The 23,697-nt window shown below is 70.7% G+C and carries 24 protein-coding genes; 10 read left to right on the forward strand and 14 right to left on the reverse strand.

The genetic code is table 11. The features are described from left to right. Positions 1–134: 134 nt before the first annotated feature. Positions 135–854, reverse strand: coding sequence for a response regulator (locus tag ACIBEI_RS29445; RefSeq protein WP_398893265.1), 720 nt, complete (start codon positions 852–854; stop codon positions 135–137). Continuing rightward, positions 851–2,050: a sensor histidine kinase gene (locus tag ACIBEI_RS29450; RefSeq protein WP_398893266.1), complete on the reverse strand. Its 1,200-nt coding sequence runs from the start codon at positions 2,048–2,050 to the stop codon at positions 851–853. Before ACIBEI_RS29450 ends, ACIBEI_RS29445 begins: the two co-directional genes overlap by 4 nt. Positions 2,051–2,213: 163 nt before the next feature. On the opposite strand from ACIBEI_RS29450, the gene ACIBEI_RS29455 reads away from it, so the two are divergent. Next, a complete protein-coding gene (locus ACIBEI_RS29455) occupies positions 2,214–2,396 on the forward strand; it encodes a hypothetical protein (protein ID WP_398893267.1) in 183 nt (60 codons plus the stop codon). Positions 2,397–2,512: 116 nt separating this feature from the next. Here ACIBEI_RS29455 and ACIBEI_RS29460 read toward each other — a convergent pair whose 3' ends face one another. Genes ACIBEI_RS29460 through ACIBEI_RS29490 form a run of 7 tightly spaced genes read right to left on the reverse strand, consistent with a single transcriptional unit; the run spans position 2,513 to position 10,147 of the window. Further along, the gene (locus ACIBEI_RS29460) at positions 2,513–2,692 is read right to left on the reverse strand and encodes a hypothetical protein (RefSeq protein WP_398893268.1); all 180 of its coding nucleotides are present in this window, start codon (positions 2,690–2,692) and stop codon (positions 2,513–2,515) included. Continuing rightward, on the reverse strand, positions 2,689–4,278 hold the full coding sequence (locus tag ACIBEI_RS29465) for an ATP-binding cassette domain-containing protein (RefSeq protein WP_398893269.1): 1,590 nt from the start codon (positions 4,276–4,278) through the stop codon (positions 2,689–2,691). Before ACIBEI_RS29465 ends, ACIBEI_RS29460 begins: the two co-directional genes overlap by 4 nt. Next, the gene (locus ACIBEI_RS29470; protein WP_398893270.1) at positions 4,275–6,002 is read right to left on the reverse strand and encodes an ABC transporter ATP-binding protein/permease; all 1,728 of its coding nucleotides are present in this window, start codon (positions 6,000–6,002) and stop codon (positions 4,275–4,277) included. Before ACIBEI_RS29470 ends, ACIBEI_RS29465 begins: the two co-directional genes overlap by 4 nt. Then, positions 5,989–6,219, reverse strand: a complete 231-nt coding sequence (locus tag ACIBEI_RS29475) for a hypothetical protein (RefSeq protein WP_398893271.1) — start codon at positions 6,217–6,219, stop codon at positions 5,989–5,991. The genes ACIBEI_RS29470 and ACIBEI_RS29475 overlap by 14 nt, the downstream gene beginning before the upstream one ends. Then, complete coding sequence (locus tag ACIBEI_RS29480; RefSeq protein ID WP_398893272.1) at positions 6,216–7,217, reverse strand: cytochrome d ubiquinol oxidase subunit II; 1,002 nt, start codon at positions 7,215–7,217, stop codon at positions 6,216–6,218. The genes ACIBEI_RS29475 and ACIBEI_RS29480 overlap by 4 nt, the downstream gene beginning before the upstream one ends. Further along, complete coding sequence (locus ACIBEI_RS29485; protein WP_398893273.1) at positions 7,214–8,623, reverse strand: cytochrome ubiquinol oxidase subunit I; 1,410 nt, start codon at positions 8,621–8,623, stop codon at positions 7,214–7,216. The genes ACIBEI_RS29480 and ACIBEI_RS29485 overlap by 4 nt, the downstream gene beginning before the upstream one ends. Before the next feature lie 45 nt (positions 8,624–8,668). Then, a complete protein-coding gene (locus ACIBEI_RS29490; RefSeq protein WP_398893274.1) occupies positions 8,669–10,147 on the reverse strand; it encodes an MFS transporter in 1,479 nt (492 codons plus the stop codon). Between the two features lie 102 nt (positions 10,148–10,249). Between ACIBEI_RS29490 and ACIBEI_RS29495 the strand changes: the two genes are divergently transcribed. From ACIBEI_RS29495 to ACIBEI_RS29510, 4 genes are all read left to right on the forward strand, one after another. After that, complete coding sequence (locus ACIBEI_RS29495; protein ID WP_398893365.1) at positions 10,250–10,759, forward strand: MarR family winged helix-turn-helix transcriptional regulator; 510 nt, start codon at positions 10,250–10,252, stop codon at positions 10,757–10,759. Positions 10,760–12,089: 1,330 nt separating this feature from the next. Beyond that, positions 12,090–13,082 carry a dihydroxyacetone kinase subunit DhaK gene (gene dhaK / locus ACIBEI_RS29500; protein ID WP_398893275.1) on the forward strand — a complete coding sequence of 331 codons (993 nt, stop codon included), beginning with the start codon at positions 12,090–12,092 and terminating at the stop codon, positions 13,080–13,082. Positions 13,083–13,157: 75 nt separating this feature from the next. Next, positions 13,158–13,757 (forward strand): dihydroxyacetone kinase subunit DhaL, encoded by a 600-nt coding sequence (dhaL, locus tag ACIBEI_RS29505; protein ID WP_398893276.1) that lies wholly within the window; start codon positions 13,158–13,160, stop codon positions 13,755–13,757. A 1-nt stretch (position 13,758) separates the two neighbouring features. Continuing rightward, positions 13,759–14,184, forward strand: a complete 426-nt coding sequence (locus tag ACIBEI_RS29510) for a PTS-dependent dihydroxyacetone kinase phosphotransferase subunit DhaM (RefSeq protein ID WP_398893366.1) — start codon at positions 13,759–13,761, stop codon at positions 14,182–14,184. An 11-nt stretch (positions 14,185–14,195) separates the two neighbouring features. Here the strand turns inward: ACIBEI_RS29510 and ACIBEI_RS29515 are convergent, their stop codons facing one another. Then, positions 14,196–14,930 carry a glycoside hydrolase family 75 protein gene (locus ACIBEI_RS29515; protein ID WP_398893277.1) on the reverse strand — a complete coding sequence of 245 codons (735 nt, stop codon included), beginning with the start codon at positions 14,928–14,930 and terminating at the stop codon, positions 14,196–14,198. A gap of 537 nt (positions 14,931–15,467) precedes the next feature. On the opposite strand from ACIBEI_RS29515, the gene ACIBEI_RS29520 reads away from it, so the two are divergent. From ACIBEI_RS29520 to ACIBEI_RS29535, 4 genes are all read left to right on the forward strand, one after another. Continuing rightward, entirely contained in the window at positions 15,468–16,649 is a 1,182-nt protein-coding gene (locus ACIBEI_RS29520) for an ArsA family ATPase (RefSeq protein WP_398893278.1), read from the forward strand. Positions 16,650–16,742: 93 nt separating this feature from the next. Further along, a complete protein-coding gene (locus ACIBEI_RS29525) occupies positions 16,743–17,222 on the forward strand; it encodes a DUF5304 domain-containing protein (RefSeq protein WP_398893279.1) in 480 nt (159 codons plus the stop codon). A 53-nt stretch (positions 17,223–17,275) separates the two neighbouring features. Continuing rightward, positions 17,276–18,229: an ROK family glucokinase gene (locus ACIBEI_RS29530; RefSeq protein ID WP_055612056.1), complete on the forward strand. Its 954-nt coding sequence runs from the start codon at positions 17,276–17,278 to the stop codon at positions 18,227–18,229. A 343-nt stretch (positions 18,230–18,572) separates the two neighbouring features. Then, the gene (locus tag ACIBEI_RS29535) at positions 18,573–19,352 is read left to right on the forward strand and encodes an endonuclease/exonuclease/phosphatase family protein (protein ID WP_398893280.1); all 780 of its coding nucleotides are present in this window, start codon (positions 18,573–18,575) and stop codon (positions 19,350–19,352) included. On the opposite strand, the gene ACIBEI_RS29540 is transcribed toward ACIBEI_RS29535, so the two are convergent. From ACIBEI_RS29540 to ACIBEI_RS29555, 4 genes are all read right to left on the reverse strand, one after another. Next, the gene (locus ACIBEI_RS29540; RefSeq protein WP_398893281.1) at positions 19,349–20,320 is read right to left on the reverse strand and encodes a CU044_5270 family protein; all 972 of its coding nucleotides are present in this window, start codon (positions 20,318–20,320) and stop codon (positions 19,349–19,351) included. The genes ACIBEI_RS29535 and ACIBEI_RS29540 overlap by 4 nt on opposite strands. Further along, positions 20,313–20,933 carry an RNA polymerase sigma factor gene (locus tag ACIBEI_RS29545; RefSeq protein WP_398893282.1) on the reverse strand — a complete coding sequence of 207 codons (621 nt, stop codon included), beginning with the start codon at positions 20,931–20,933 and terminating at the stop codon, positions 20,313–20,315. Before ACIBEI_RS29545 ends, ACIBEI_RS29540 begins: the two co-directional genes overlap by 8 nt. Positions 20,934–21,113: 180 nt before the next feature. Continuing rightward, complete coding sequence (locus tag ACIBEI_RS29550; protein WP_398893283.1) at positions 21,114–21,782, reverse strand: hypothetical protein; 669 nt, start codon at positions 21,780–21,782, stop codon at positions 21,114–21,116. Continuing rightward, a complete protein-coding gene (locus tag ACIBEI_RS29555) occupies positions 21,775–22,584 on the reverse strand; it encodes an alpha/beta hydrolase (RefSeq protein WP_398893284.1) in 810 nt (269 codons plus the stop codon). Before ACIBEI_RS29555 ends, ACIBEI_RS29550 begins: the two co-directional genes overlap by 8 nt. Positions 22,585–22,906: 322 nt before the next feature. On the opposite strand from ACIBEI_RS29555, the gene ACIBEI_RS29560 reads away from it, so the two are divergent. After that, positions 22,907–23,695 carry a 1-acyl-sn-glycerol-3-phosphate acyltransferase gene (locus ACIBEI_RS29560; RefSeq protein WP_398893285.1) on the forward strand — a complete coding sequence of 263 codons (789 nt, stop codon included), beginning with the start codon at positions 22,907–22,909 and terminating at the stop codon, positions 23,693–23,695. Positions 23,696–23,697: the final 2 nt, after the last annotated feature.

Consider the following 23,697-nt stretch of genomic DNA (forward strand, 5'->3'; position numbering starts at 1 on the left):
CCCAGGTCGTACGCCGGGTGGGATCCGGGTCCTACACCGGTAGGGGCCCGGGCGGCAGGCACGGCGGGGAGGGAGGGCGGATAGGCGATGCCCGGCAGGGCACGGCAGGGCAGGGCACTGCCGTGAAGTAAGGGTCAGCCGGACGACGACGGCCGTACCAGCCCGACCTCGTACGCCAGCACGACGGCCTGTACCCGGTCGCGCAACTCCAGCTTGGTCAGAATCCGCCCGAGGTGCGTCTTCACGGTCGTTTCGGCGACGTACAGGCGGGCGGCGACCTCGGAGTTGGACAGCCCCTGAGCGACCAGTTCCAGTACCTCCCGCTCCCGCTCGGTCAGAACGGCGAGGCGGTCGTCCTCCTGCTGTGGTCCGGGGTTGAGCTGTCCGGCGAACCGGTCGAGGAGCCGGCGGGTCACCCGGGGCGCCACGACGGAGTCGCCCGCCGCCACCACGCGGATCGCGGTGAGGAACTCCTCGGGTGGCACGTTCTTGATGAGGAAGCCGCTCGCGCCGGCCTGCAGCGCGGCGAACGCGTCCTCGTCGGTGTCGAACGTGGTGAGCACAAGGATCTTGGGCGGGTCCGGACGCATGACGAGCCGTTCGGTGGCCTCCACCCCGTCCATGACCGGCATACGGATGTCCATGACGACGACGTCCGCCGGAGTCCTGTCCAGCAGCGAGAGAGCCTCGGCCCCGTCCCCGGCCTCGCCGACGACATCGATGTCGGACTGGGCGTCCAGCACCATGGCGAATCCGGCGCGGACCAGCGGCTGGTCGTCCACGACGACCACCCGGATCGGCCTCTCCGCACCGCTCGAACCGTTCATGCCGCTCACGTCACTCATGTCACTCATGCAGTTGCCCTCACCGGAAGCTCGACCCTGACCTGCCAGCCCGGGCCGAGCCGGGGGCCGGCGGTGAACCGTCCGCCGTGTACCTCGACCCGCTCCCGCATGCCCACGAGCCCGTTGCCGCCCGACCCGGGTACGACCGGAGCGGAGCCGGCCAGCTTGCCGGCCCCGTCGTCGACGACCTCCAGCACGGCGGTGCCGTCGTCGAACCGCAGCGTGACGGAGACCTGAGCCGAGGGGCCGGCGTGCCGCAGGGCGTTCGTCATGCTCTCCTGAGCGATCCTGAACAGGGTCAACTCGTCGGCGGCCGACAGCCCTTGCCGCTCGCCCTCGATGCGCAGCTCCACCTGGAGTCCGGCGACACGGGCCCGCTCCACCAGCGGTTCGAGATGGGCCAGGCCGACCCGGCGACGATCACTGTCATCCTCGGCGTCGGCCCCCTTCGTGCCCCGCAGCACCTCGACGATGCGGCGCATGTCCTCCAGCGCGTCCCGGCCGATGCCCGCGATCGTCTGCATCGCCGTGCGGGCCCTGTCCTGATCCGCCACGATCGCGTAACTGGCCCCGTCGGCCTGCACGATCATCACGGCCAGGCTGTGCGCCACCACGTCGTGCAACTCACGCGCGATCTCCGCGCGTTCCTCGGCGGCGGCGATCTGGGCGAGGTGGGCACGCTCCCGCTCCGCGGTGGCCGCGCGTTCCTCAAGGACACCCACGTACAGCCGCCGGGTCCGCATCATGTACGAGGTCACCCACACCGCCGCGCACGCGCCCGCGACCGCCAATGCCTCGTCGAGACCGTCCCGGCCCGCCTCGGAGGTGAAGTCGGCCATGCCACCGAACAGCAGCAGGATGCCGACAACGGAGATGCCACCGGCGGCGTACGCCTTCCATATCTGCTCGGTATGGCTCACCACGGTCACCATCGCGATCAGGACGGCCATGTCGTACATGGCCCCGTCGCTCGCCAATGGCTCGGGAAGCGCCGCCAGTACATACTGCGCCAGCGCGAGAGCGGAAACGGCCGCCATCACCGTCATGGGTCGGCGTCGGCGAAACACCACGGCCGCCGCCATCGAGAAGCCAATGAGTGTGTCGTAGCCCTGGCCGTAGGACAGCGTCGAATAGGCCACCACCAGCGCGAGGAGCAGGTCGTAGGCCGTGTGCACCCACGGCTCCGACCACATCCGGCGCATCATGGCGGTCAGCGTACATGGCCCCGTCGTACGAACTTGTCGAATACGTCGAGAACAGGTGAGACGACGAACCAGGCGCGCACCGAAGGTGCGCCGAGTCGCTGACCTGCAGTTCGGCCCGAGGGATCGGGCCTGCCTGTCAGTGGTGTGTGCCAGGATCGACCGCGTGACCGTCGCACTGCCACCGAGGCCCAACTCCCTAGTGCCGTACGCCGATTGGGTCCTCGCCCACGACGCGGACACCGAGCCGGCCGCGCGCGGGTTGATGGAGGCGGTCGAGTCCGGTCTGGTCCGGGCGCAAGGGAAGCCGGGACGGTTTCTGGACGACATGGCCTCGCGGGCACGGTAGTTGCCCCCGGCGCACCTGCCGCCGTTCTGGGACTCCGTCGCCCACCGCACGAGGTCGCCTACCTGTAGGAGTCCTTCTACAAGTCGCGCCCTGTGACGGGCTCCCGGTAGTCCGGGCTACCGCCGGGCCTTCGACGAGTCCTTGGCCCCGGTCTTCACAGCCCTGTGGTCGGCCTGGCGGTGCTTGCGGGCGGTCTCGCGCAACGGCATGATCCGCTCGCTGCCCGCTAACGCGGTCGAGTAGAGCCGGTCGAGATACGCCAGGGCCGGTTCGAAGCGGTGTTGTGTTGTGCTCATGGTGCCTCCTGAAAGGTGTGGTCGAGCGGCAGCCGGGTCACGGGTCCGGCCGACTCGAGACAGACCGGTACGTCGTGCAGGGCGAGGACGACGGTGGTGTCGGGCAGGTTCTGGAGGATGCCGAGTACGTGCCGGGCGGTTCGGTCGTCCAGGCCTGTGGTCGGTTCGTCGACGATCAGGACGCGCGGGTGGCGGGCCAGGGCCCGGCCCAGGTAGACCCGGCGGAGTTCACCGCCGGAGAGCTGCCTGCCGCCGGGGCCGACGGCGGTTGTGGCGGTCAGTCCGCTGTCATTCAGGCGCAGTTCGGCGAGGCGTTCGTCGATCTCGTCGTCGGTCAGGGCGGGGTCGGCGAGGCGCCAGTTGGATCCGAGGGTGCCGGTGAAGAGGTGGTCGTCGGCGGCGACGGCCACGACGGCGGGCCGGCTCTCGCGGCCTTCGTTCGCTTGCCGCAGCGACGAGGCGAGGGCTCGGAGCAGGGTGCTCTTGCCGCTGCCGGAGCGGCCGGTGACGACGAGCATCGCGCCTCGGGCGACGGTGGCACCGAGGACGCGCCCCGACCGGAGGGCCATCGGCGGAAGGGGGTAGTCGGCGAAGCCGACGCTCTGCTCGGTGGACCAGGACCGTATCTCCGCAGCAGTGGGGGCGCTCGCGGCGAGCGGCACGCCTGTCGTGAGCCTGCGGTGTGCGGCCTTCGCGGTGGCTCGGGCTTCGGCGGCGTTCGCCAGCTGTTCGGCCTGGGCCAGCACGCCGAGGGACAACAGGACGACGAACACGAACGTGGGGGCATCCGGTGCGCCGCCGGTGGCGGCCGTGGCAATCAGAGTGGCTGTGCCGGTCAGGCCGCCCACCAGCCCGTTCCGGTGCCTGCGCCGGACGGCCGCTTCGCGCGCGGCGTCGAGTCGGGTGAACCTCCCCGTCGTACGCGCCGCGAGCTGCTCGGCGGCGCCGAGCGAGGCCATCTCCGTCCAGGCGTCGACAGCGGTGACGAGCTCGGTGCGCAGCGCCTTGCGGGTGCTCTGCTCGGCTTCGCGGGCGTTACCGGGCGGGCGGTGGGCGATCACCGCCATGACGACGACGCCGGCCGCGAGTACGGCTGCAGGCACGACGGACGTGGACGCCGCCACGGCGAGGACGGCGCCCAGGGTCAGCGCGGCGGTGACGGCAACGGGGGTTGTGCACTCGATCAGTGCCATCCCGGCGCTGTCGGCGTCGGCCATGCTGCGGTCGAGCAGTTCACCCGACCACAGGCGGTCCTGCTGTGCCCGCTCTGTGGCTGCGGCACGGTCGAAGAGACCGGCCCGGGCGGTGGCGATCCGACACAGGGCGGCCGCGTGCAGCACCAGACGCTTGCTGTAGTTCCCGGCTACGCGGGCCATGGCGAAGGCACGCACACCACCACTGGGGGCGATGTAGGAGAAGGAGCTGAAGCTGGCCGCCCCGGCGACGGCGCAGACGCTGATGAACCAGCCCGACAGGCCGAGCAGTCCTGCAGAGGACAGTTCGGCGACGACCGCGAGCACCAGCCCGCCGGCGGCAAGGTGACTCCCCCGCCGACCACGGCTGTTCGGGGGACGGCTGCTGCTCATCGCGCGTTCACCGGCCTGGCGTTGTGCAGGAGGCCGTCGTCGATCGCGAGCACGGTGTCGGCCGCGGCGGCCAGCGTGAAGGAGTGGGTGGCGATGACGACGGTGCAGCCGTCGGTGGCTCTCCGCAGGGCCTCAACGACCTCGCGTTCGCTGTCCGCGTCTAGGTGGGCGGTCGGCTCGTCGAGCAGCCAGAGCCGGGCTCCGTGCAGAAAGGCGCGGGCGATGGCGACCCTGCGGGCCTCACCGGTCGACACACCCCAACCGCCTTCGCCGAGCCGGGTGTTCAGTCCCTCGGGGAGGCCCTCGACCACGGCGCTCAGTCCGGCGGCGTCGACGGCCCGCCGGATCTGCCGCTCGGTGGCGGCCGGGCGGCCGAGGCGGATGTTGTCGCGGACGGTCGCATCGAGCAGCACGGTCCGCTGTCCGACCCAGGCGGATCCGCCGAGTGCCGGTGCCTGCCGTACGGACGAGGTCTGCCACCGGACCACTCCGGCCGACGGCTGACGCAATCCGGCGATCAGCGACAACAGCGTGCTCTTCCCGGAACCGGAGGCACCGGTGATCGCGGTCCAGGTGCCCGGTTCGAACTCGGCGTCGGCATGGAGGGTGTCGTGGTCGGCGCCGCCGTAGCGGAACCGGACCGCTGTCAGCGACACACCGACAGGCTCGGTCAACCGCGGACCGGCCACCCGCGTCACCGCGGCAGGCGTGTCCTTGAGGATGTCTCGGACGGCGCCGGCCGCGATCGTGGCGCGTTCCCGCTGATGGAAGGCGGAGGCCCTGGCACGCAGGGGGGCGAAGTGCATCGGACATACGAGCAGCACCAGCAGACCGGTGAACAGGTCGAGCCGTGGTGCGTACGGCACCTGCACGTAGCCGAGCAGCGACAGGCCGATGTACGTGGCGTTCACCGCGATGGAGAACGTGATGACGACGTCCATGATCATCCCGGAGACGAAGGCCCGGCGCAGGACGCTCATCGTCGCCTTGTTCAGCCGCTCGGCGGCCGCGGTCAGGGTTCGGCCGCGCCAGCCGACCGCGCCGAGCTCGCGCAACGTCCGCATGCCGCGGAAACTGTCGAGGACGACAGCGTTCAGGTGCCGGGTCGCGGCCAGTTGCCGGGCCGCGCCGTGCTGGGCGAACAGTCCCGCCAGGCGCATGTTCAGGGGCAGCAGCGCGGTGGTCAGGACGAGCACGATCGCAGCCGGCCAGTGCACCGCGGCCGTGACCGCCAGTACGGCGACCATGGACAGCGGTGCCGACCGGCTCAGGGGTGCAGCCTGCGCGTGGAAGTCGGCGACGTCGTCAGCCAGATCGACCATCGCCCACGCGGCTTCGGCCGGACCGGTCTCGCTGATCCGCCCGGCGGTCGGCAGCAGAGCGCCCGTCAACTGCTGCCGCAGGCCGGTCGCGACGGCACGCGCGCCCCGCCCGGCGAGCGTGCCCGCCGTCCAACCGGCGCCCACCGCCAGCACACTCGTGACGGCGAAGGCCACCAGGCCCCACCTCTCGTGCGCCGCGGCCCGGTCCATCTTCGCCTGGGCCGTCCATGCCAGGGCGCCCCAGCGGGCGATCGTGAACAGCGTCTCCAGTGCCTGGGCCGAGCCCGACAGACCGAACCAGTGCCGCCCCGGCGCGGCGCACGCGGTGAGCCAAGCGTCGTCGTCCTGTCGCTTTCCGGCGGTGCCCGGCGCACTCTTCTCGTACATCTCATTCATCGTCATGAGGGCGCCGCTCGTCGACGATCCACGCGATGCCACCGGTCAGGGCGATGGCGATCATGCCCAGGGTGGTCAGCAGTTGCGAGTGGATCTGCCGGTAGCCACCGAACATCCCCTGGCAGACGACGTAGGCGAGCAGCCCCAGCACGGTCCAGACGACCGCGGCGAGCAGGCGCAGCACGATACGGACCGGCGTGGGGAGTGAGCTCCGGGTGGTCATGAGCGCGCTCCTGCAGTGTCGAGCTTTCCTGCGAAGGCCCGGTGGGCGAACACGTTGTAGGCCAGCACCAGCGGCATGTTCAGGCCGATGCCGACGAGGATGAAGACCATCGTGGAGTGGGGCCCGGCCGTGCCGTAGACGGTGAGGTCCGGAGGCACGAGCACCGGGTAGCGGGCCACGGCCAGGGCGAGGAACACGGACACGGTCGCGACGACGAGTCCGCCGAGGGGCAGGCTGTCCGCCGCCCCGGACCGCCGCTTCCACGGGAACGTGACGAGCGAGGTGCCCGCTCCCCCGGCCGCGAACAGCAGCAGGACGGCGAACGCGAAGGCGCGCCCCGGGCTGTCGAGGTTCAGCGGTGCCGCGGTGGTGTCGACGGTGACGAGGACGAGGACCAGCAGCACTCCCCCGACCGCCGTGGCCACCGCACCCCGCCGTGCCGCCGACTCCCGCAGCGGCCCGGACGACTTGTGCTTGGTGTAGGCGTAGCCGAGAGCGGTGTAGGCGGCCGTGACAGTGAGCCCCGACAGCACGCAGAACCAGCTGAAGGCCCCGAAGGCCGACCCGGTGTAGACGTCACCCCGCAGATGTACCGCCGAGGTCAGGGTCCCCAGGGCGAAGCCCTGCGCGAACGCGGCCAGCAGCGACGCCACGCCGAAGGCGGCCGTCCAGCGGGGCGCCGGTGGCGCCTGGGACGCCATCTCGACACTCACACCGCGCACGATCAGGGAGAACAGCACGACCGTCATCGGCAGGTAGGCGTGCGGCAGGAGCGTGCCGAAGGCCAGGGGGAAGCCCGCCCAGAGCGCGACGCCGAGCAGGATGAGCCAGGTCTCGTTGCCGTCCCAGCCCACCGCGACCGACTCCAGCATGTGCCGTCGGTGCGCGGGGTCGCGTTCGAAGAGGGTGGCGACGCCGACGCCGAGGTCGTAGCCGTCCAGCACGACGTACATCAGGAGACAGACGAGTACGGTCGCCGACCAGAGGGTGGTGGTCATCGCGCCGCCACCTCCCGGGAGCCGAGCGGCACGGTGTCCTCTGCGTGACGGACACGCCCGCTGTCCGGCAGGTCCTCCGGTGGAGGTTCCTGCCCGGGGTCGTCGCGTTCCGGGCCGATGCGCATCGTGCGGACGATGTAGGCGACGTAGGCCACCAGCATGATCAGGTAGAGCGCGGAGAAGCCGATCACCGAGAACAGGACCTCCCCGGGCGCCAGGTGGGACACCGCGGCCGAGGTGCGGAGCTGCCCGAACACGATCCACGGCTGCCGTCCCGTCTCGGCGGTGACCCATCCCCCGAGGATCGCCAGGATCCCCACGGGCGTCGTCCAGAGGACGAACCGGTGGAAGCGGCGCGCGGTCCACAGGCGGTCACGCATGCGCAGGATCGTGGCGGCGAACGCCGTGCCGAACATCAGCACGGCCGCCAGGAACATGACGCGGAAGCCCCAGAAGGTCGCGGCCATGTCGGGCCGGTCGGCCGCCGGGGTGAGCTTCAGGCCGGGCATGGCCGACTTGCAGCTGAGGCCCTTGGCGATGTAACTGCCGAGGCAGGGAATGTCGAGGTCGACGATGTTCCGCGCGGCTTGCTGGTCCGGGACAGCGAACAGGACGAAGCCGGTGTTGCCGTTGTCCCAGTTGCCCTCCATCGCCTCCAACTTCGAGATTTGATACGGCAGTTCATGCCCGGCCACGGCGTCACCGAGGTAGAGCTGAACGGGCATCAGCAGCGCGGCGATCCCGAGGGCGATCGACATCGAGCGGCGGGCGAAGCCCTTCGCGCGCCCCTTGACCAGGTACCAGGCCGCGATCCCGGCGACGAAGAAGCTCGCCGAGATCAGCACGGCGGCCAGCATGTGCGGCCAGCGCCAGATGAACGACGGGTTGAAGATGACGCGCATCCAGTCCGTGGGCTCGAACCGGCCGTGCACGACCTTGAATCCGGCGGGCGTCTGCATCCACGAGTTCGCCGCGATGATCCACGTGGACGACAGGACGGTGCCCACCGACACCATCACGGTGGACACGAACATCGTGCCCTTGCGGACGCGCCCGTCCCCGTAGAGCAGGACGCCGATGAAGCCGGCCTCGACGAAGAAGGCGGTCACGACCTCCATGCCGATGATCGGCCCAATGATCGGGCCCGTCTTCGCGCCGTACACGCCCCAGTTGAGACCCATCTGGAAGGTGATGACGGCGCCGGCGACCACACCGATCGCGAAGCCGACGGCGAAGATACGCCGCCAGAACCGGAACATCTGTAGGTAGACCGCCCTGCCGGTACGCCAGTACCGGCCGTAGACGACCGACAGGAAGATCGAGAGTCCGACGGTGATCGCCGGGAAGGTCATGTGGAACATCACTGTGATGGCGAACTGCCATCGCGACAAGTCGAGAAGACTCATCACTGCTCCCTTACGAGAGGTTCGAGAGGTTCGAGAGGTTCGGGTTCAGGCGTCGACGGCCGGCGTGGACGTCGACGCGGCTGCGGTGAAGCGCGGCAGGGCGGCGGCGCCGATCGCCAGGAGGGCGACGATGCCCATGTGCACGTACTCGACTCCGGCAAAGGCGTGCGAGACACCGTGCGGTGCGAGGCTGATGTAGAGGGTGCCGAGCGTGGCCACCCCGAGGGCGAGTCCGCTCTGCTGGAGAGTGATCAGCGCGCCGCTGCCGATGCCGCCCAGGTGGGCGGGGACGTCGGCGAGCACGCTGCGGAACAGGCCGGCGAACAGCATCGACTGCCCGGCCCCGGCCAGGGCAAGCGGTACGGCCATGGCCCACAGACTGACGTGCGGCCACTTCACGAGCAGGACCGCCACCAGCCAGACCAGTCCCGCGAGTTGGACGACGGCGCCGGCGGACAGCGCCGTCCGGCCGAATCGGCCGATGAGCCGCGGCGCGACCAGTGAACCGGCGAAGAACAGCAGGGCCATCGGCAGGATCGCCAGGCCGCCGTGCAGGGCGTCGGCGTGCAGACCGTTCTGCACAGTGAGGGCGAAGACGAACATGAACGCGCCGAAGCCGATACTGAAGGCGAACACCATGACCAGGCCGCGGGACATCGACGGCAGGCGCAGCAGCGACGGCGGCAGCAGTGGCACCTCGCCGCGCCGCTCGGCGCGCTTCTCCACGACGTAGGTGACGGCACCGAGCACGACCGCGACGGTGAGCAACAGCCAGGTCCACCACGGCCAGCCCAGGGCGTGGCCCTCCGTGAGCGGGACGAGCAGGGCCGTCAGGGTGGCGGCGAACAGCACGGTGCCGGGCAGGTCGATGCCGACGGGGTGGTGCGAGCGGGTGTCGGGCACGATGCGGGCCGCGACAATCAGCACCATCACGCCGATGGGTACGTTGACCAGGAAGATCGGGCGCCAGGAGGTGCCGGCGATGTCGGCGCCGACCAGCAGGCCACCGACCAGTTGCCCTACGACGGCGGCGATGCCGGAGGTGGCCCCGTACAGGGCCACGGCACGGGACTTGCGTTCGCCTTCGAGGACCTGGTGGAAGGTAGCCAGGACCTGCGGAATGAGCAGGGCGGCAGTGGCGCCCTGAACGATGCGGGCTCCGATCAGCACACCGGAGCTCGGGGCGACACCGCAGGCCAGCGACGCGAGCACGAAGCCCACGAGCGCGATGAGGAAGACGCGGCGGCGGCCGTAGCGGTCCCCCAGCCGTCCACCGAGGACGAGCAGGGTCGCGTACGCGACGCCGTACCCGGCAATCACCAGCTCCAACGAGGACGCCGAGGCATGCAGGGAGGCGTCGATGCTGGGCAGGGCCACGTTGGTGATGAAGAAGTCCATGATCGGCAGGAATGCGCCCGCCAGCAGGATGAACACTCCGGCCGGGTGCAGCCCGCCCGCGCGGGCCGTGGCATGGGGCGAGAGCGCCGTTGCCCTGGCCTGTGAGGAGGAGGTGGTTGTCGTCACGACGACTCCAGAAGAGCAGATGTTATGGACTCATAACTATGAGCCCATAAGGAGTATGCCCACATAACTACTTGACGGACAACCCCGTACCCTGGAGTCGTGATGGAGGACCAAGCGCACCAGACAGGCCCGACAGCGGGGCCCGACCACGAACAGCGGTGGGCCGAACTGGCCGACCTCGTACTGATCATCAGCCGGGAGATCCAGTTCCGCCGGTACACGGACGAGCGAGCTGTCCACCTGTCGCAGTCCGAGGGCATGGTGATGCGCTATCTGAAGAGCGACCCCGACGCCGCACCCAGCCGCATCGCCGCCGCGACCGGGCTCCAGCGCACCAATCTCTCCACCGTTCTGCGCGGGCTCGAAGAGAAGGGCTTCATCGAGCGGCGCGCCCACTCCGCCGACGGCCGCGGAGTGACGGTCCACTCCACCGAACGCGGACGCAGCAACACCACCCTCGTCCGGCAGGAATGGGCCGCGGCCGTCTCCGACGCCGCCAACCACGACACCGAACACCTCGACGCCGCTCTGACCCTGCTCACCGCCGTGGAGACCGGGCTGACCAGGACGCGATCACGCAACCGCGCCACACCTCAGGCAACGGGGACCTGACCGAGCGACTACCCACCGGGCGAGGTCAGCGCAACCGGCAGCCATCGATACCCACCCACAGTGTCCGCGCAGGTCAGGAGTCCTTGGCTACCGGTTCAAGGATGGCAACGCACTCCACATGATGGGTCATCGGAAACACGTGGAGACAATGCCGAGGCCCCAACCAGCCGTGCTGGCGCCGATTGGGCCCTATGCAATTCACCTCCGCTGAGCGGAGCAGGGTATCCGTCACGGGCCGGTTACCGAAACCGGTGATTCCGCGGACTATTAGCAGTCCACCGCGTCTCCCGCTTCCCCGGAAGTAACTAGACTCGAAAGGCACTGTTGACAGGAGTGCCCAGTCAGAGGGGCGAAACGCCTCACGGCCAGTTCAGCCCCGAGCACGTCCGCGCCACTTGGAGTGGGACTGCGGGCGTCGGGGATGCCGCGTGCTACCGATAGGCCGCACCGCCCGCGTCGTCACCGCCTCGCTCCTCCGCGTACTCGAGAGCGGCGAACCGGAGTACAACGGAGCCTCCAGCGCAAACCCCAACTCGTCATGACCAACTGCACTACGACGCCCCGCCGCAGCAAGCCGGCGGGGCGTCGGCGTATCAGGTGCCCGTCTACGCAGGACCCCCCTCGGAGCAAGCTGACGGGGCCCTCAGCTGTCACGAGCGATCACAAGCGGTTCACCAACCCCGCGGACTCACTCACGCCACAAGAGCCTGACCTGGACTTACGCGCTCGCCCTGGATCAGCTGGACGCCCATGGACGGTTTCTACGACATGCGCTACGTCGTACCACCGGGACGCTCCCGGCATCAATGCCCGACATCCGGATCCCGCCTCGCAAGATCCGGACCAGGCGCGGTCCAACTCCGCTTCTCACCAAGCGATTTCATTCATTTCCGCGGTTCAGAAGGACATGTGGCCGTGTACCACCAGCAGACGAAGAACCTGCTGCCAGCACCACCCCAAGCCGGAGCACACGGGGTGCCTTGACCTTCCTCTCCTGGCCACCATTCGACGAGACGACAGTTCAACAGGTGGCGCGGCCTCACCCAGACGGCGGGGTGCAGTGCAGGGGAAAAAGCCACGGCGCAGGCACAGGTGACCTTCACTGCCGCAAGGTTGATACTGCCCAGAGCGGTACTCCAGCCGCCGCCCGCCCGATCCCCAATGGCGACCTGACACCCCGTCACCAAAGTCAGCATCGAGTCAGCATCAGTACCGCCACAACCCGCCATAGGCCGTCACGGACCGCCAAGATCGACAACTAGTTTCATCTACTCTGACCAGCAAAAACGCAGGACGAAGCCCCGCCTGCTCGGCTCACCAGGAGGTACCCATGAAGATGCTCATCAACGTCGCGGAAACCGTTGTCGCGGACGCGCTGCGGGGCATGGCGGCCGCCCATCCCGAGCTGATCGTGGATGTCGAGAACCGGGTGATCGTACGGCGGGACGCTCCGGTGCCCGGGAAGGTGGGGCTCGTTTCGGGTGGCGGATCGGGGCACGAGCCGCTGCACGGCGGGTTCGTGGGCCCCGGGATGCTGTCGGCGGCCTGTCCCGGCGAGGTGTTCACGAGCCCGGTGCCGGACCAGATGGTGCGGGCGGCGGCCGCCGTGGACAGCGGCGCCGGTGTGCTGTTCATCGTGAAGAACTACACCGGTGACGTGCTCAACTTCGACATGGCGGCGGAGCTGGCCGAGGACGAGGGCATCCAGATCGCCAAGGTCCTCGTCAACGACGATGTGGCCGTCACGGACAGCCTCTACACGGCCGGCCGCCGCGGCACCGGCGCGACACTCTTCCTGGAGAAGATCGCGGGCGCGGCGGCCGAGGAAGGCCGGCCGCTGGAGCGGGTGGAGGCGCTCGCCCGGCAGGTCAACGAAAACTCGCGCAGCTTCGGCGTCGCGCTCAGCGCCTGTACGACTCCGGCCAAGGGCAGCCCCACCTTCGATCTGCCGCCCGGGGAGCTGGAGTTGGGCGTCGGCATCCACGGCGAGCCGGGCCGGGAGCGGCGGGCCATGATGACCTCGCGGGAGATCGCCGACTTCTCGGTGAACGCGATCCTGGAGGACATGAGCCCCCGCAACCCCGTCCTGGTCCTGGTGAACGGCATGGGCGCCACACCGCTCCTGGAGCTGTACGGCTTCAACGCGGTGGTGCAGCGGGTGCTGACCGAGCGCGGTGTCCCCGTGGCGCGCACGCTCGTCGGCAACTACGTCACCTCGCTCGACATGGCCGGCGCCTCGGTGACCCTGTGTCAGGTCGACGAGGAGCTGCTGCGGCTGTGGGACGCGCCGGTGCGTACGGCGGGCCTGCGCTGGGGCGTGTGACGCCGGGGTATGTGACGATCCCCGCCCCACTGCCCGGTGCGACCGGTCAACTCCCTTACTCAGCAAGGAGATCCAGTGCTCGACGCCGACTTCTTCCGCCGTTGGATGACGGCGACCGCCGCGTCCGTGGACCGAGAGGCGGAACGGCTGACCGCCCTCGACTCGCCGATCGGCGACGCCGACCACGGCAGCAACCTGCAGCGCGGCTTCAGGGCCGTCGCGGCCACCTTGGAGAAGGAGGCGCCTCAGACGCCGGGCGCCGTCCTGATGCTCGCCGGACGGCAGCTGATCTCGACGGTGGGCGGCGCGTCGGGGCCGTTGTACGGGACGCTGCTGCGCCGGACGGGCAAGGCGCTCGGTGACGCGGCCGAGGTCGACGAGCAGGGGCTCGCCGATGCGCTGCGTACCGGTGTGGACGCGGTGATGCAGCTCGGCGGGGCCGCGCCCGGCGACAAGACCATGATCGACGCGCTGGTGCCCGCGGTCGACGCGCTCGGTGAGTCCTTCGCCGCGGCCCGGGCCGCCGCCGAGGAGGGCGCCCTCTCGACCACGCCGTTGCAGGCCCGCAAGGGCCGGGCGAGTTACCTGGGCGAGCGCAGCATCGGGCATCAGGACCCCGGTGCCACCTCCTCGGCCCTCCTGATCGCGGCGCTCGCGGAGACGGCCGGTGAGTGACATGCCGAGCGCGTCGGGAGGTGACAAGAAGCTGGTGGGCATCGTGCTCGTGTCGCACAGCGCGGCGGTGGCCGCCTCGGTCGCGGAACTCGCGACGGGGCTCGCCGGCGGCGGTACGACCGCTCCGGTGGCACCCGCGGGCGGCATCGAGGGAGGCGGTTTCGGCACCAGTTCCGAGCTGATCTCGGCGGCGGCCGCAGCCGTGGACCGGGGCGCCGGTGTCGCCGTACTCACCGATCTCGGCAGCGCGGTCCTCACCGTGAAGGCGCTGTTGGCCGAGGGGGACGAACTCCCGGCGGGTACCCGTCTGGTGGACGCCCCCTTCGTCGAGGGCGCGGTGGCGGCGGTCGTCACGGCGTCCACGGGAGCCGACCTGGCGGCGGTGGAGGCGGCCGCGGCAGACGCGTACAGCTATCGGAAGGTGTGAGGCGGGCGCCCTCAGCGGGCCTCGTTCCGCCGGATGAACTTCCGGGCCAGTCGCTCGCCCTCGGCGACGGCCGCCCGGGGGTTCTCGATGGGAGACGCTTCGGAGCCCTCGAAAAAGATGTACGTGACCCCGGAGGCGGCCCCGCCGCCCTGCGGGTCGGGGCGGATGCCGAGGCCCCGGGCCGTGGCGTACGACGCCTCGCCGACGAGGTCCTCGGGGCCCAGGTCGCCGACGACCGCGTACTGCACTCGGTCGCCGTGGATCACGGCGGCGACCGTGCCGCTGCGGACGCCGTGCTCGTAGTGGTTCCAGATGTGACTCGCGGCGGGCACGACGACGTACGGAAGGGTCTCGGCGCTGAGGTGTTTGCCGTCGGACTGCTGGAAGGCGGTGGTGTCGGCGAAGAGCGGGTCGGTGGTCTCGTTGCAGTACGGGCCGGGGCGGCCGTCGCAGTCGATGTCCAGGTCGGCCTTCCAGAAGACCGCGCCGCGCTTTCCGCAGACGGGGATGTCCGCGGGCGCCCCGTCGTCGGTGCGGTAGAGGCCGCGGGAGACGGGCACGCAGTCGCGCACCGCGGCCAGCAGGTCCGCGGCCCGGACATCCCCCGCGGACCCGGCGTTTCCCGGGGGCCCCGCGTTGCCCGCGCGCTCGTGCACGGCATCGGGCAAGGGTGCGACGTCGGAGATCGTGGTGGGGGCGAGCAGGGCCGCGCCGGCCGCGGCCAGCGTCAGCGACTGGGCACGCACGATAAGAGACCCTCTCCTGGGCGGACACTGACGAACACTCAGCCCAATCTGGTGGGGGTTCGATCATGTGGCCACCGCTGGGGGGCCGTACGGAGCACGCTCGGTGACATCTCGTCGGGGGCCGGGGGGGGGGGGGGGGGGGGGGGGGGGGGGGGGCCGCCGCGCCCCCCCCCCCCCCGGCGGGGGGGCCCCCCCCCGCCCCCCCCGCCGCCCCGCCCCCCCCCCCCGAGGCCGTTCAGGCCGATCTCCCACCCACCCCGGTCAACCCACCCACCCTCGCCAGCCCCGCCCACCCCTCAGCCCGTCCGGCGTTTGAGGACGAGCGCGTTCAGGCTGATCTCCCACCCACCCCCGTTCAACCCACCCACCCGCGCCAGCCCCCACCCCCTCAGCCCGTCCGGCGTTTGAGGACGAGCGCGTCAGCGCGATGCGGGGGTCTGGGGGCGCAGCCCCCAGAGGACGGGAACGGGTAGGGGCGGCGGGGGCGAAACCCTCTCTGCTCAGCCCACCGGCCAGGCACAGGTACCGTTGACAGACATGCGCACCATCCTGATCACCGGCCCCGGCGGCTCCGGCCGCACCACCGTCGCCGCGGCCACGGCACTGGCGGCCTCCCGCCAGGGAACCCGCACCCTGGTGCTCACCGCCGACCGCACCGACACCCTCGGCACCATCCTCGGCACCCCCACCGGCGCCACCCCCACCGAGGCCGCACCCGGCCTCACCACCTGGCGGCCGGACGCCACCGACGCCTTCCGCACGGACCTCCTCGCGTTCCAGGACCGCGCCACCACCGCCCTCGACCTCCTGGGCGCAGCCCGTCTGGACGGCGAGGAACTCACCCCCCTCCCCGGCGCCGAGGAACTCGCCCTGCTCCGCGCCCTGCGCGACGCGGCCACGGCGGACACGTACGACCTCCTGGTCGTCGACCTGCCGCCCACCCCCCAGGCGCTCGCCCTCCTCGCCCTGCCCGAACAGCTGCGCCGCTACCTCCGCCGCCTGCTCCCCGCGGAGCGCCAGGCGGCCCGCGCGCTGCGCCCCGTACTCGGCCGTCTCGCCGGCGTCCCGATGCCCTCGGAGTGGCTGTACGAGACGGCGGCCCGCTGGGACGTCGAGCTGGCCGCCGTCCAGCTGGCCGTCGAGGACGCGGCCACGACCGTACGGCTGGTCGCGGAGCCGGGCCCGGCCGGCACCGACGCCGTACGCACCGCCGCCACCGGACTCGCCCTGCGCGGCCTGCGCACCGACGCCCTGGTCGCGAACCGCGTCCTGCCCGACGCGTCCCCCGACACCTGGCTCGCCGCTCTCGCCGTACAGCAGCGCAAGGCACTCGACGAGTGGCGTGACGAGTGGGGGCGGACGTTCGACGTGTGCGAGCTGCCCCACCTCGGCCGGGACCCGCGCGGCGCCGAGGACCTCGCCGCGCTGCCCGTGCCCGCGCCCGGCGACGCCCCGGGACCGGTCGAGTGGCCGGTCGCCGACCGGCTCGCCGACGACGGCGTGCTCGTCTGGCACATCCCGCTCCCCGGTGCGATACGGGAGGAGCTCGACCTCGTACGCCGTGGCGACGAACTCGTAGTCACGGCAGGGCAGTTCCGCCGGATCGTCCCGCTCCCGTCCGCCCTGCGCCGCTGCACGGTGGACGGTGCCTCCCTGCGCGACGGCGAACTGGCCGTCCGCTTCGCGCCGGACCCGGACCTGTGGCCCCGCGGAAGGTGACCGAGTCCCGTTTCTGTGGCCGCGCGCACGATGAACGGCGTACCCCCGTTCGGGTAACGTCGAGAGATACAGATCCCACGCTTGGAGTCCGCCATGAGCGATGAGCGCCCCACGTCCGACGCCGACGCCGCCGAGGACGCGCTCGACGAGGTGCGCGCGACCGACGCCGATGCCTGGGCGAAGGCGTGCGCCGAGGACCTCGCCGCGGAGAAGGCCCGCCGCCGCACCCAGTACGGCCAGCCGCCCGGCTCGGCCGCCGAGGAACTGCGCAAACTCGTCGACGCCGTCGCCGACAAGCTCTCCGGACTCCAGTCGCCGCTGCTCGGCGCGGTCGCGGGCGGCGCCGCCCAGCAGATGGTCAACCAGGTCGTGCAGCAGGCCAAGGCCGCCGTCGAGCCCGTCATCGAGCGCAACCCCGACGTCTTCGACCACCTGGCCACCGCCGGCTCCGAACTGCTCGCCGCCTACCGCTCCGCGGTCGAGGCTCAGGAGCGGCGCTGGACCACCCGTGACACCGCCCAGGGCCCCCGTGACGAGGGCACCGGTCCCGGTGAACACATCGACCTCGACTGAAGCCCCTCGGGTACGGTTGGCCGTAGCGGGGCTCGACCGAAACTGAGGGATTCATGGGACTCACCATCGGCGTCGATATCGGCGGCACGAAGATCGCGGCCGGCGTGGTCGATGAGGAAGGCAACATCCTCTCGACCTTCAAGGTGCCGACTCCGACGACGCCGCAGGCCATCGTGGACGCGATCGCCGCGGCCGTAGAGGGCGCCCGGGCGGGGCACGAGATCGTCGGCGTGGGCATCGGTGCCGCAGGGTACGTCAACCGCCAGCGCTCGACGGTCTACTTCGCGCCGAACATCGACTGGCGGCAGGAGCCCCTGAAGGACGAGGTGGAGGCCCGCGTGGGCCTGCCGGTCGTCGTCGAGAACGACGCGAACGCGGCGGCGTGGGGCGAGTACAAGTTCGGCGCGGGCAAAGGCCACCGCAACGTCATCTGCATCACGCTCGGCACCGGCCTCGGCGGCGGCATCATCATCGGCAACAAGCTGCGCCGCGGGCACTTCGGTGTGGCCGCCGAGTTCGGCCACATCCGGATGGTCCCCGACGGCCTGCTGTGCGGCTGCGGCTCCCAGGGCTGCTGGGAGCAGTACGCGTCCGGGCGCGCCCTCGTCAGATACGCGAAGCAGCGCGCCAACGCGACCCCCGAGAACGCGGAGATCCTGCTGTCGCTCGGCGACGGCTCCCCCGACGGCATCGAGGGCAAGCACATCTCGATGGCCGCCCGCCAGGGTGACGCGGTGGCCGTCGACTCGTACCGCGAGCTGGCCCGCTGGGCCGGCGCCGGTCTGGCCGATCTGGCCTCGCTCTTCGACCCCTCCGCGTTCATCGTCGGCGGCGGTCTCTCGGACGAGGGCGAGCTGGTACTCGACCCCATCCGCAAGTCCTACAAGCGCTGGCTCGTGGGCGGCAACTGGCGTCCCGTCGCCGACGTCATCGCCGCCCGACTGGGCAACGAGGCGGGGCTGGTGGGTGCGGCGGACCTGGCTCGGGAGCCCGATCCGATCATGTAGTCGCGCTTCGACCGCCCGCCGTTTCCCTCCGGGGGCGGCGGGCGGTTCTGTTTGAGGGGTTGATGTGTTGAGGGTCGTAGGGATCTGCGGGCCGGTGGGGGCTTGTCGCGCAGTTCCCCGCGCCCCTTAAAAGCAGGGGCTACCGCCCGTTTTCAGGGGCGCGGGGAACTGCGCAATCTTTTAGGGGCGCGAGGAACTGCGCGCTCAGCCAGAACGAACCCGCACCCGACACACCACGCCAACCCCCACCCACCCAGGGGCGCGGGGAACTGCGCGACCAGCCCCCACCCACCCGCGGTGAATCTGACGACCCAGAACCGGCGGGGCATATATCTTGATCGACATGCCGACCAGCCCTTCCGCCAGTCCGCTACCAGCGTCCCGTACGGAATCCGACGGCTCGGCCGTCATCCGGGTCCTCAGCTACAACATCCGCTCCATGCGAGACGACACCGCCGCACTCGCCCGAGTGATCAGCGCCTGCGAACCGGACCTCGTCCTGGTCCAGGAAGCCCCCCGCTTCTTCCGGTGGCGCAAGAAACTGGCCCGCCTGGCGGCCGCGTCCGGCCAGGTGATCCTCTCCGGCGGGGGCACGGCGTCGGGCCCCGCCCTTCTCTGCTCCCTTCGGGCGACGGTCGAGCGCACCGAGGACGTACTGCTCCCGCTCACCCCGGGACTGCACAGACGCGGCTTCGCCACCGCGGTGGTCCGCTTCGGCGGCGCCGCCCGTCTCGGCGTACTGAGCTGCCACCTCTCCCTGCAGAAGGACGAGCGCCACGAGCAGGGCGGCATGCTCCTCGACCGCCTCGCCGCCCTGGGCACCCCGCACGCCGTCGCGGGCGGCGACCTCAACGAACGACCGAACGGCCGCACCTTCAAGCGCCTCGCCACCGAGCTCCAGGACGGCTGGGCGGTGGCCCCCTGGGGCGCGGAGTACACCTCGACACCCGCCGACCCCCACCAGCGCATCGACGCGCTCTTCGCCACGGAGGGCGTGGAGGTCCTGGGCTGCGGGGTACCGCTCGGCCACCCCGGAGTGACGGAGGCCGATCTGCGGGCCGCCACGGACCACCTGCCGGTCCTGGCGGCCCTCCGGGTGCCCGCCTCCCAGCCGGTCGCCTAGGGCCGCTGCCTGGCCCGGTCGGTGACCGCCCAGCCGTCGAGGTACGTCAGCTGGGTGTAGGACTTCATGTCCGCGCCGTCACCCGAGGTACGACTGTCGCGGAAGCCGAGGAACTCGTACGACTCCGGGTCGAAGATGAACGTGCTGCCGATGGTGCCCGGCCCGGAGAGCGAGATCCCGATGCCCGCCCGGCCCTTGGCGTCGGTGAGCCCCGGGGTCACCTTCACGTCGGGCACCCTGCTGAGTGCTTCGTAGGCGGCAGCCCTGAGACCCTCGGGCATCACGGGGACGCGGTAGAGAAGTCCGGCGAGGCTGAACCCCACCATCTGCCACTCGTCCTCCGTGACGGGCTTCGAGTAGTCCGGCGTCTTGTCGAACGGGTCGCGCATCGCCTTGAGCAGCTTGTCCGGCTCGGTCGGCAGCTTCTCGAGCCGGGTCCAGTCCTGCGTCGGCCAGATGGACTCGTTCGCCTTCGGAGGATCGGCCCACCAGCCCTTGCCGACCTCCATGACCCAGGACCGCCGGGAGTCGTCCACCGACCGCCAGTTCTCGTCGACGTACGTCTTGGTGGTGCCCGTCTTCAGGTTCCTCTCCTTGACGATCTCCTTCGTGTAGATGAACTGGTCGTCCCGGGGCGCGACCGGCTCCTCGTGCTTCCGCTGGTATGCGGCGGCGCCGTACAGCACCGTCCGCGCGCTCACGTTCCGCAGGGCGGGGGAGCTCCCGCTCGGCGGTGTCGCCGTGTGCCCCGTACCGCCGTCGTCGCGGACCGCGACGAGGACCGTGGCGGCGACCGCCGCCGTGACCGCGCCCGTCAGGGCGATGCGCAGGGTAGGACGCCGACGGCGCACGGCGGGAGCAGGGTCGCGCATCGCGGTGAGCAGGCGTGTGCGCGCCCGCTCCCGGGTCGTGTCGTCGAGCGGGGGCGCCCCCGCGTCCCACTGGCTCAGTTCGTCGAGTTCACGCATGGGCGTCTGCCTCCCGGAAAGCTGTCGGATCGGATCCGCCCAGTGCTTCGCGCAGCCTGCCGCGCGCCCGGTGCAGCCGGGATCTGACGGTGCCGACGGGCACACCGAGGGCCTGGGCCACTTCCTCGTAGTCGAGGCCGGCCCAGGCCACCAGCAGCACCACGTCACGATGCCGGGCGGAGAGCCCGGACAGCGCGGCCGCCAGTTCCCGGCGCACCCCTGTGGCGCCGGCCCTGGCGACCGCGCGATCCGCCACCGCCTCCTCGTGCTCGACGGGAAGCGGAAGCCGCGAGAGCGCCTTGAAACGGCGCGCCTCGGCTCTTCGATGCCGGCTCGCGAGGTTCGTCGCGATGCCGAACAGCCACGGGCGGGCGTCGGCCCGCTCCAGGTCGTACGTGTGGCGCCGCTGGAAGGCCGTCGTGAACGTCTCCGCCATCAGGTCCTCCGCCGCCTCGGGACCGAGCCGCCGGGCCGCGTAACGGTGCACGGTGTCGGCGTGACGGTCGAAGAGCACGGCGAACAGCTCGGGCTCGTCCCGGGACCGTTCGATCACACGGGCGTCGCTTTCCTCGCGCCTCTCCTCGCGCGTGAGGACGCCCGGTCCGACGGTCATCGGGGCTCCTTTCGTTCGTCTGAACGCCTCGAAGGCTTGGGCTTGCTCGGGTTGTCCACCCCTACTTCGCCGATCGACGGGATCGGGTTCCATCGAGGGTTCCGCGGCGGGGCCGCACGCACGCGAAAGCCCGCCCGGGAGCTTCTCCGGGCGGGCTTCCGTACGTACCTGTGCGCGGCGTCAGACCACCGCGCCGCGCCCCGGGTCGTCCTCGTCCTCGTCGTCGCCGCGCATGCGGCCCACCAGCGTGGCGAAGCCGCCGAGGAAGCCGCCGATGCCGATGGTGGCGAGCCACCAGGTCATGGTCCAGCCGAGCAGGACGGCGAGGAGGAGCAGGAGCGGGCCGCCGATCACGGCCAGCCAGGCGAACTTGGCCGTCGCGTCCGCGGCGGGCAGCGGGGGCGGCTCGGGCGGCACGAAGTGGCCCTCGTCGTCCTCGTCGAAGTCCTCCTCGACCGGTTCGGGCATCGAGTAGTCGCGCGGGCCGGAGACACCGGGCGCGAACGCGACGGAGCTGCCGAGCGGCTTCTCGGTCTCGGCGGAGGGCTCGTCCTGCGCCGTCGGCTCCGTGGCCTCGGTGGTGTCCGTGGAGCCCTTCGTTTCCTTGGGACCCTTCGAGCTCTTGGCGCTCTTCGTGTCGGCGTCGCCCGAGTCGTTCGTCTCGGGCTCAAGGAGCGCCAGGTCCTCGATCGACTTGAAGGGCTTGGCGCCGGGCGGGTCCGGCGGCTCGTCGCCGTACCCCGCGACGATCGCCTCCCACGCGGCGGCCTCGTCGAACGACGGGCCCTGTTCCTCGCCGGACGGCGCGTCCTTCTCCTCGGGTTCGCGGTCCGCGTCGTGCTCAGCCACCAGTGGCCGTCCCTTCCTGCTGACCCGCCTGGCCCGCGCCGGTCTCCTTGCCGGCGCCGGGTGCGAGCCGGGAGACGAAGGCGAAGCTCTCCTCGAAGATCCGGTCCGCGTCGTGGTCCAACGTCGCGACGTGGTAGCTCTGTTCCAGGAGTATCTCCGTGACATCCACGGACGACACCCGGCTGAGGATGCGGGCCGAGTCGGCGGGCGGCACGACATGGTCCTGCGGGCTGTGCAGGAGCAGCATCGGCTGCGTCACCTGCGGCAGCTCGCCGTCGACCAGCCGGAAGAAGTTCCGCAACGAGTGCGCCGCGTGCAGGGGCACCCTGTCGTAGCCCACCTCGAAGCTGCCCTCCTTCGCGATGTCGCTGGTCAGCCCCTCCGTCGTACGGACGAGATGACGGAGTACCGGAAGGGCGTACGCCGAAAGACCGTGCACCTTGTTCGCCGGGTTGACGACCACGATGCCGCTGATCTCGTCGCCGTGCTTGGCGGCGAGCCGCAGGGTGAGGGCGCCGCCCATGGAGAGGCCGAAGACGAAGACCCGGGAGCAGCGCTCGCGCAGGGCGCGCAGCTCGCGGTCCACCTCCGCGTACCAGTCCTGCCAGCCCGTGAGCTGCATGTCCTCCCAGCGCGTGCCGTGCCCGGGCAGCAGCGGCAGGGCGACGGTCAGACCGCGCTCGGCGAGATACTCCGCCCAGGGGCGCAGCGACTGCGGAGAACCGGTGAACCCGTGGCAGAGAAGGACCCCGACCTCTCCGCCCTCGTGGCGGAACGGCTCGGCTCCAGGAAGGACCGGCACCTTCGGTCTCCTGTTCATTGAAGAGGGACGACTCATGGAAGGACGACTCATGGAAGAAGGACGCTCTTGGACGATGGAGGAAGGACGCTCTGGAAGAAGGACGACTCATGAAGAGGGACGGCTGTTCATCGAGAACTGTTCATTCGGGAGAACGGTTCCCTGTTCATTCCGGGGCGACGCGACGACCACCCCGAAGCTTCGAGGCGTACTTCACCGTACGCGACCGCACTGACACCGACCAGGGCCGTCGGGTCCTTTGACAGTGCTCCGGGTTAAGGTCTGACCGACAGACACAGGAGGCACTCGGTTGATCTACGGCGCAATGAAGTTTTCCATCGGAGGGCCCCTGAAGCTCGCTTTCAGACCCTGGGTGGAAGGCCTCGAGAACATTCCCGCCGAGGGCCCGGCCATCCTGGCGAGCAATCACCTGTCGTTCTCGGACTCGTTCTTCCTGCCCGCGGTCCTGGACCGCAAGGTGACGTTCATCGCGAAGGCCGAGTACTTCACGACGCCCGGCGTCAAGGGCCGGATGACGGCCGCCTTCTTCAAGGGCGTCGGCCAGCTGCCGGTGGACCGCTCCGGAGGGCGCGGCGCGGGCGAGGCGGCCATCAAGAGCGGCGTGGACGTCATCGAGCGCGGCGAGCTGTTCGGCATCTACCCCGAGGGCACGCGGTCGCCCGACGGCCGCCTGTACCGGGGCAAGCCCGGCGGCCTCGCGCGCGTGGCGCTCGCCACCGGCGCTCCCGTCATCCCGGTCGCCATGATCGACACCGAGAAGATCCAGCCGCCCGGCAAGGTGATGCCCAAGCTGATGCGCCCGGGCATCCGCATCGGCAGGCCACTGGACTTCAGCCGGTACAACGGCATGGAGCACGACCGGTTCGTCCTGCGGGCCGTGACCGACGAGGTCATGTACGAGATCATGAAGCTCTCCGGTCAGGAGTACGTCGACATCTACGCGACGGCCGCCAAACGGCAGATCGCGGACGAGGCGAAGGCGCAGAAGCAGGCGCTCAAGGAAGCCCAGAAGGAAGCCGAGCAAGCCCAGAAGGAAGCCGCACAGGCGGAGAAGCAGACCGAGAAGGACGAGAAGGAACGGTCCGACTCCTAGAC

The organism is Streptomyces sp. NPDC050988, from assembly GCF_044456225.1.
Lineage (GTDB): Bacteria > Actinomycetota > Actinomycetes > Streptomycetales > Streptomycetaceae > Streptomyces.